The sequence below is a fragment of the Microcystis sp. LEGE 08355 genome (genome assembly GCF_015207185.1).
Taxonomy (GTDB): domain Bacteria; phylum Cyanobacteriota; class Cyanobacteriia; order Cyanobacteriales; family Microcystaceae; genus Microcystis; species Microcystis panniformis.
Window position 1 is genome coordinate 1 of record NZ_JADEXI010000221.1, and the last position, 6,986, is coordinate 6,986.

Genomic DNA, 6,986 nt, shown 5'->3' on the forward strand with positions numbered 1-6,986 from the left:
GTTATAGTATTTATTGACCTTAAACTGATTAAGAACCTTGCCCACTCTCAAAGCTATCTTATCTTGACCCTTCAAAGCTCTTTTCTCCCTTTGAGTCGCTTGAACAATCAAATCTAGTTCCTTCTCTACCGCTTCTAATAATGCCTCTCTTTGTAGTTGATTTTTCTGGGCAATGAAGGGATTACGACAAGCAATTAATCTTTCCTCTGGATAATCTTCACTCTCAAATTCCACCAAGTTTACCTGCTCAAATAATCCTAATTGAATCACTTCCACCTCAGCCAGTTTCCGAATTTGAGGCTTAGTTAAACCAGTAATATAGTCTAATCCTTCTATCGGTTTTACTAATTCCTTGATTTTCGAGTTAGTTAAAATTCCTCTATCACTTACCCAGACCACATTCTCAATCCCCCAACCCTTTCTGACTTTCTCAATTTGTCCGCTTAAAGTAGCACCATCTGAAGTGTTTCCTTCAAATACTTCTACCGCTATCGGACAACCCTTAGCTGAACAGAGCAGACCAAAAACTATCTGAGTTTTCCCCTTCTTTTTATCTCGATTATAACCATATTTTCCCAGTTCACAACCATTTCCTTCTAGGTAGGTAGAAGTGACATCATACAAGACTAATGTTCCTGATTCTAAGTGTTTAAGTGCTAGGTGCTTCTCAATTTTCTCTTGTTTTTCTAATAACCAATCTAAGGCATTATATAATTCGTCTTCATCGGCTTTTTCTAAGTCTAACAATTGTCCTAAACTCTGACTACAAGTCTCGCTATTAAACCCTCTCGCTGTGGCTAGTTTCGATTTAGGATTGATGATTCTTGCCACAATCATCGCCACCACTAAGTTTCTGATTCGAGAGGATTTTTCACTGATTATTTTATCTAAACCTAATTTTTTAATCGTCTCTAAAATAGCCATTACATGACCAGGAGGAAGACTTCTAATCACTTCAAAATGATTGGGAATGCCTTCAGTCATGGACAGTGTTGCCCCTTTAAGAGCCAGTTTCAGATTGTCGATAATATCATCGGGTAATTTTGAGAGATTAGCCAGGGTTCTTTTTTTGACTTGCTCTCCTTCTCGGTAGGACTCTGGTCGAAGAACAGCGGGAGGGGAATTACGGTTAGGAACTTTTTCTATGTACATGACCTACCATTCTAGCAAATGGAGAGAATTCTTGTCCATTAAGAAATGTTACAAATTACATGGGTACATTAAGAAATGTTAAGGGGTGCATCCATTGATGGATAAGGGTTTTCGGCTATTGTGGTATATATGTATGGGGGAAGTTCAGATATATAGTTTTGTTTTTGACCACGATGACCATTTTTATTGATGTGGTCACTTTGACATTCTGGACATTTCATCGTTTTTTTTCCTTGATTGAGTTTCTATCTATTTTGCCTTCTCATCTCTTTATCTGACAACGCCGTTTGAAACGCTTGCTTGGCAATGCTTTGGGAATTTCATGGCTATTTCGGCAACCCGAATGTCCTGCTAAGAATAAGTTTCGGCTTTTGTGTCAATCTGCGCTATCTTTGGGCGATCGCCGAAAGTTCCAGCCTTTCCCGCCACTGCCATCTGCACCATATTTTGAAACAGGTCTGTCAATGAAATTCCAGCAGCCTGAGCCATCATTGAAATGACGCTTTTCTGAGCAAACGAACAATACAAACCTGCTTCTAAAAACCACGGCTGTCCGTGTGGATCGATCCGAAAATCAAACAAACTGTAATGCCGACAGCCCAAAGCAACGTGACATTGTTTTGCGAGCGCCCAAACTCGCTGAGTCACTGGATCGCTAGGATCAACAATCCAAGCCTTGGTTTTCTCTTTAGCAGCACAATCCAAACTACCATCTTCATTTTGCTTGAGTTTATCTGCATAAGTCCGAATCGGATGAGTTTCGGGATTCACGGCGTACTCTTCTAGCGGCAAGCAAACTAACTCGCCCGCTTGCACAATCACCCCACAGCGAACTTCTCGACCCAGTTCGATAAACTCCTCAACTAAGACTTCATCTGCATACTCAAAGGCAGTTGCTAAAGCAGCATTTCCATCGGTTGTCTCGGTAACTAAACTCAAACCCAATGAATTATCGGAATGGTTCGGCTTAATAATCGACGGACGGGATACAGATAAGCAATCGCCTCGATGCAGAACCTTGCCAGCGGGCACGGTCACCCCGGCTGCGGAGACAACCGCTTTCGCCTTTGCCTTATCTGCGGCTAACGCCATTAGCGCAGCCGAATTTCCCACATACGGAATTTTGAGCAGATCGAATAGCGCACGGTACTGAGTCATTCCGGGCAGGCAGAACATTTGGGGTACCATCACATCGATCTGAAGTTGAATTAAAACCGCGACCGCTTCAGGGACTGAAACTGAGGGAGTCTGGGCGATCTCGGCATTGTCTAAAGATTTGGGAAACCGCCACCTCAAATCTGGCGACACGTAGGCAATGTGGAACTCATAGAGGTCTGGATTCGCCGTATTTTGTAGACAATCTTGGGCATAGAGTCGCGACAACTCACAGTAAAAATCGCTCACAGCAGAGCCAACTAGATGCAAAATCTGCAATTTTTCCATGCTCTAGTCTCCTCCCAGTTCAACAAGCTTGCCAATGTTGAAGTCAATCCGAATCCATTCACTGCCGCGCCGAAAACTTCCCAGCAGTAATAGCGGAATCTGCCAATGATGCACCATTAAAAAAGGGAGGGGATCGTCCCACTCAAAGATGGCATCTTTGCCGTTGACGAGAATCTGTAATCGTTGCCTGAGCATCTTTGGAGAAAGTAGCTGGGTTAGCAATCTCCAAACTTCGTGATAAGTCCAATAGGTTGGGCGGCTAGAGGCAAGTGGCTGAGCCATGTGGGGGAGTGGATGTAGATTTAGATAAGCCTGTGCTACATCAGGATGGTTGTAGAACATCGTGATGGCAGAGTGTGTGCGCGGATTGCATTCGATCGCATAAACCTGTCCATCATCTGCTGCCTGAATGAAGTCGAAAGACACTTGTCCCGTAAGGTTCAGCCCCTTGACAAAGGCGAGAATCCACCGTTCAATCTCAGAATGATCAACGTGTTCGTAGTTGACCTGAAACGCTGAAGACTTGCAGCAGCAGTGAAGCTGCACGTGTCCTTGACGAACAGTACTATGGGTACAATATTCTTGCCCTGGAATATACTCCTGCATAATCCAGGGATTTGCTTCAGAAATGGGTAGCGATCGCACAAAAGTCGCCGTTTCCTCAGCATCTCGTAGGGGCAACTGCGTCAGATCCAATCGCCGCACTGAATCGTAAGGAATGCTTTTGAGGATATAGGGACGCTTTGCCTTACTAAAATCAAAGTCAATCACCTGCTGAGGATGGGTGATACGATGGGATTTTGGCACGCTTAACCCTAGGGTTCCTGCGGCGATCGCAAAGGCGTACTTATCATCCAGTTGCTTGAGCCTCTCTACATCCACATGCATGACGGTGCAATGGGGTGCCAGCATTTCTGCAATCAGCGCATCATAATAACTGGCAACGGGGCTACAAACGGGAACGTAAACAGTAACGTTTTCTTTTTGCACAATCTCCAGTAATGCCTGAGCATACTGCGACGATTGCGGTTTGGGTATGGTGTAGAACCGATCAACGCACCGAGAAAAGCGGTGTCCAGTTAACCAGTACTTGTGCATCTCCACTAGGATGACTCGGTGCCCTGCTTTGTGAAATGATCGCGCAAGCTGCAAGGCTTTAGTCATCTTGCCGCCGCTAATGAGAACCGTTTGCGGATTGACTGTGGTTGAACGCAAAGCGCTCGCTACGCGAGATCGCGCCGGGCGAAGAACTAGCGATCTCAGCAAAGCAATCGACACGAGGGTAAGGTTGAACGGCAATGCCAGCAGCAGCAAAGTAAGAGTGGCAAGGGTTTTTAAGCGCGATCTCACCCCGCTGCTGCCCGCACTGACCGCTGGCTTTGAGAGAAGCTTAACGGGAGCGGTTTTTATCATAGGTTTAAGTGGGCGGATTAATGGACTACATACGCCGAATCAAGGTCAAGCCGTCTCGCAGAGGTAGCAGGACTTGCTCAACTCGTGGATCGTGGCTCAGGGTTTGGTTGAACTGTGCGATCGCCTTGCCATTGGGCGTAGGCGTTTCCGAGAGATAGGGCTGCCCCTGCATCAAAGTATTGTCCGCACAGATTAACCCGTTTGGAGCTAACAGCGAGGTAGTCAGGAGCAGATTGAGGTAGTCGATGTAACCTGCTTTATCGGCATCAATAAAGACTAGATCGAACACCTCTCCTGCCTCTGCAAGCTGCTTGAGGGTTTCAAGAGCAGGCGCCACCTTGACTACGATTTTGTGTCCGGCCGTCGACTCGTTAAAACACTGCCGCGCAAATTCAGCCACATAAGCATCAACCTCACAAGCCACGACCTGTCCATCGCTGGGCAATGCCTCTGCCATCGCTAGAGCGGAATAGCCCGTAAACAGGCCAATCTCTAGCACCCGTTGCGCTTGCGTCAAATGCACCAGAAATTTGAGCATTTGACCTTCCACATGCCCAGAGAGCATTTCCTGCTCTAGCTGGCGCACTGTTTCACCATCCGTAAATCGCTTGCTCCAGTCCTCCGCTTGAGTCCGTTGCACCAAGGCAGCCAAGGCAGGCGATTCGGGTGTCGTACAAACATCCAAATACGGGTCGAGTCCGCAAGCTAGGGCACAGACTTGCTGCAATTCAGCTTTGAAAACTGGATCAAGCCCATCGATCGACTCGGCGCGACCGACCAAGGCTGCTAACTTCGCTGAGATAATTCCAACGGGCGTAACGGGTCTCATACGCCTGCTCCCTCTAAGGCTGGATCGAGGCGCACGTACATATCCTCACCATTACCCTGACGAGGATAGTTTTGAGCGATCGCTCGGTGAACCGCTAAGGCCTTGTCCAACTCAGATCGCGTTAGGTCGTTCATAAACACGCATTGCCCAATCGGGCGGGGAGCCGCTGCTCGCTGCAAACCATCGCGAGTCCGCGTAATTGCTTCGGTCGCTTTCCACAGGAGTTCTGGGGTGAGATAGGGGCTATCGATCGCCAGCCCCAATCGGCTCATTAAGCCTAAAATGCGATTGCGGTCTTCAACCGAAATATAGCCGCGCAACTGGGCGATCGTCGCCGTAAATGCCATATCAATGTTGACGCTATGACCGTGCAACATCGGTGGTTCTGGCGTTAATTCTAGCGTCGGACTCCAGGTATGACCGTAAGCAATCACTCGATCTAAATCTAGCTCATGCAGGTTGGGCACCTCTAGCTCTAACATGACTTGAATTGCCTTGTAAGTCAGACGGTGCCCCACAGCTTGCAACTCAGGGGTGCCATTCAGATAGCCAAAACGGCTGTGCATCAATGCCGCACCATGTTCTTCTAGCAGCTCAAAGATTTCTTGATTGCCCACAACTGCAATCTTGATTAACTCTGCCATTCCGTTGCGAATTTGATCGATCGGCAAAGTTCCCAAAAATGAGAAATCAAGAATCACCTTTTGAGAGGCATGATACGCACCAAGACGATTCTTTAGTTTGCCGTGATTGACAGCAACCTTAATCGCCACGCTAGCATCAATCAAGCCAATCAAGCTTGTGGGCACGCGAATGTAGTTGGTTTTGCGACGATAGGCAGAACAAGCAAACCCAGCAACATCGGTCGTGAGTCCGCCACCCACAACCAAAACAGGCTCCTTACGCACCAGTCCAAAGTCGGCAAACGCATCGACAATCTTCTCGAAAGTTCTCAGAGTCTTTTCAGGCTCTTTGATGCTGACTTGAAAAACAGTCAAATCGATTTGATAGTGAGCGAAGTACCGATCGATCTGCTGGCGATACAAACCGTAAACAGTTTGATCAATCACCATCAAGCAGCGTCTGAATGGTGCATAACTTTCGGCAATTTCGGGATTCCCAATTTTGAAAGCACCGTTTACATAGAGCAAACTGAAATCAATCTTTTCGTAGCCTTCAATATGAAAGGCACAATCTGTAGACGTAAAAGTAGCCCTGATGCCTGCCATAAGGTTTCATTCTGAGATTCTGTTACAAAGGTAACAGAATCTCAGAATTTATTCAACATCTCCTGGCAATTATGTTTTGCCCTAGTGGTCTGTCAAAGCAAAAGTGACGGATAATAGGGAATACAAATCAACAGAATCCCAGAAGCAATGCCCGCCAAACGATATCTGATCTCTCTGAGTGATGAGGACCGCCAAACTTTAGAACAACTGACAACTAAAGGAAAAGCCTCAGCCCGTAAAATTAATCATGCTCGTATCTTGCTCAAAGCCAATCTCAATCAAGAGGATAGAGGGTGGAGTGATCAAGCCATTAGTCAGGCTTTGAAGATCAGCACGAGGACGATTGAGAGAGTGAGGCAAAGATTTGTCGAAGAAGGGTTAGACTCGGCACTGATACCCCGTCCGAAGACTTCATTAAAGCTAAGAAAGATAGATGGAGAAATAGAAGCCCATTTAGTAGCGATCGCCTGCTCTCAAGCACCGACAGGTTATAATCGTTGGACATTACGACTATTAGCAGACCAAATGGTAGTTATGGGATATGTCGAGAATATTTCCCATGAAAGTGTGCGACAAGTGTTAAAAAAAATGAGATTAAGCCTTGGTTACGAGAATCTTGGGTGATTCCACCGGTCGCTAATGCCGAGTTTGTCTGCCAAAGGTCAGAAGTTTTACAACTTTATCCCACATTCCGCACCCTCAACTGTCACATAAGCTGTCCCCCTCCAGAGACTTGAGTAAAACCCACATTCCGCACCCTAAGTGTCACAACGTCTCAAAAGAGGAAGGGGCGTGAGTCAAAATACTTATCTAGAGGAGTGAGTTGGCGGCAAGCTGCCGGCAACTAAGTCGAAAAATTCAGGGTTCCCCCGGTCATTCGCAATAAACAGTGCTTGTTGAGAATGGCTGGGCAATCAGAC

At 46.6% G+C, this 6,986-nt stretch carries 6 protein-coding genes; 1 reads left to right on the forward strand and 5 read right to left on the reverse strand.

Going from position 1 to position 6,986, the window contains the following annotated elements; genetic code table 11:
* From IQ242_RS12520 to IQ242_RS12540, 5 genes are all read right to left on the reverse strand, one after another.
* Positions 1-1,152, reverse strand: a 1,152-nt coding sequence (locus IQ242_RS12520) for an IS1634 family transposase (RefSeq protein WP_193960199.1), incomplete at its 3' end; no start/stop codon positions are given.
* A gap of 351 nt (positions 1,153-1,503) precedes the next feature.
* On the reverse strand, positions 1,504-2,595 hold the full coding sequence (locus tag IQ242_RS12525; RefSeq protein ID WP_193960200.1) for a D-alanine--D-alanine ligase: 1,092 nt from the start codon (positions 2,593-2,595) through the stop codon (positions 1,504-1,506).
* A 3-nt stretch (positions 2,596-2,598) separates the two neighbouring features.
* Positions 2,599-4,008, reverse strand: a complete 1,410-nt coding sequence (locus IQ242_RS12530) for an ATP-grasp domain-containing protein (protein WP_193960201.1) — start codon at positions 4,006-4,008, stop codon at positions 2,599-2,601.
* A gap of 25 nt (positions 4,009-4,033) precedes the next feature.
* A complete protein-coding gene (locus tag IQ242_RS12535; RefSeq protein WP_002741116.1) occupies positions 4,034-4,837 on the reverse strand; it encodes an O-methyltransferase in 804 nt (267 codons plus the stop codon).
* Positions 4,834-6,066 carry a sedoheptulose 7-phosphate cyclase gene (locus tag IQ242_RS12540; RefSeq protein ID WP_193960202.1) on the reverse strand — a complete coding sequence of 411 codons (1,233 nt, stop codon included), beginning with the start codon at positions 6,064-6,066 and terminating at the stop codon, positions 4,834-4,836. Before IQ242_RS12540 ends, IQ242_RS12535 begins: the two co-directional genes overlap by 4 nt.
* Before the next feature lie 147 nt (positions 6,067-6,213).
* On the opposite strand from IQ242_RS12540, the gene IQ242_RS12545 reads away from it, so the two are divergent.
* Entirely contained in the window at positions 6,214-6,690 is a 477-nt protein-coding gene (locus IQ242_RS12545) for a helix-turn-helix domain-containing protein (protein ID WP_193960203.1), read from the forward strand.
* Positions 6,691-6,986: the final 296 nt, after the last annotated feature.

Excerpts from the sequence above, each read along its gene's own strand:
- IQ242_RS12525 (WP_193960200.1), bottom strand. The coding sequence starts at position 2,595 with ATGGAAAAATTGCAGATTTTGCATCTAGTTGGCTCTGCTGTGAGCGAT.
- IQ242_RS12530 (WP_193960201.1), bottom strand. The coding sequence starts at position 4,008 with ATGATAAAAACCGCTCCCGTTAAGCTTCTCTCAAAGCCAGCGGTCAGT.
- IQ242_RS12535 (WP_002741116.1), bottom strand. The coding sequence starts at position 4,837 with ATGAGACCCGTTACGCCCGTTGGAATTATCTCAGCGAAGTTAGCAGCC.
- IQ242_RS12540 (WP_193960202.1), bottom strand. The coding sequence starts at position 6,066 with ATGGCAGGCATCAGGGCTACTTTTACGTCTACAGATTGTGCCTTTCAT.
- IQ242_RS12545 (WP_193960203.1), top strand. The coding sequence starts at position 6,214 with ATGCCCGCCAAACGATATCTGATCTCTCTGAGTGATGAGGACCGCCAA.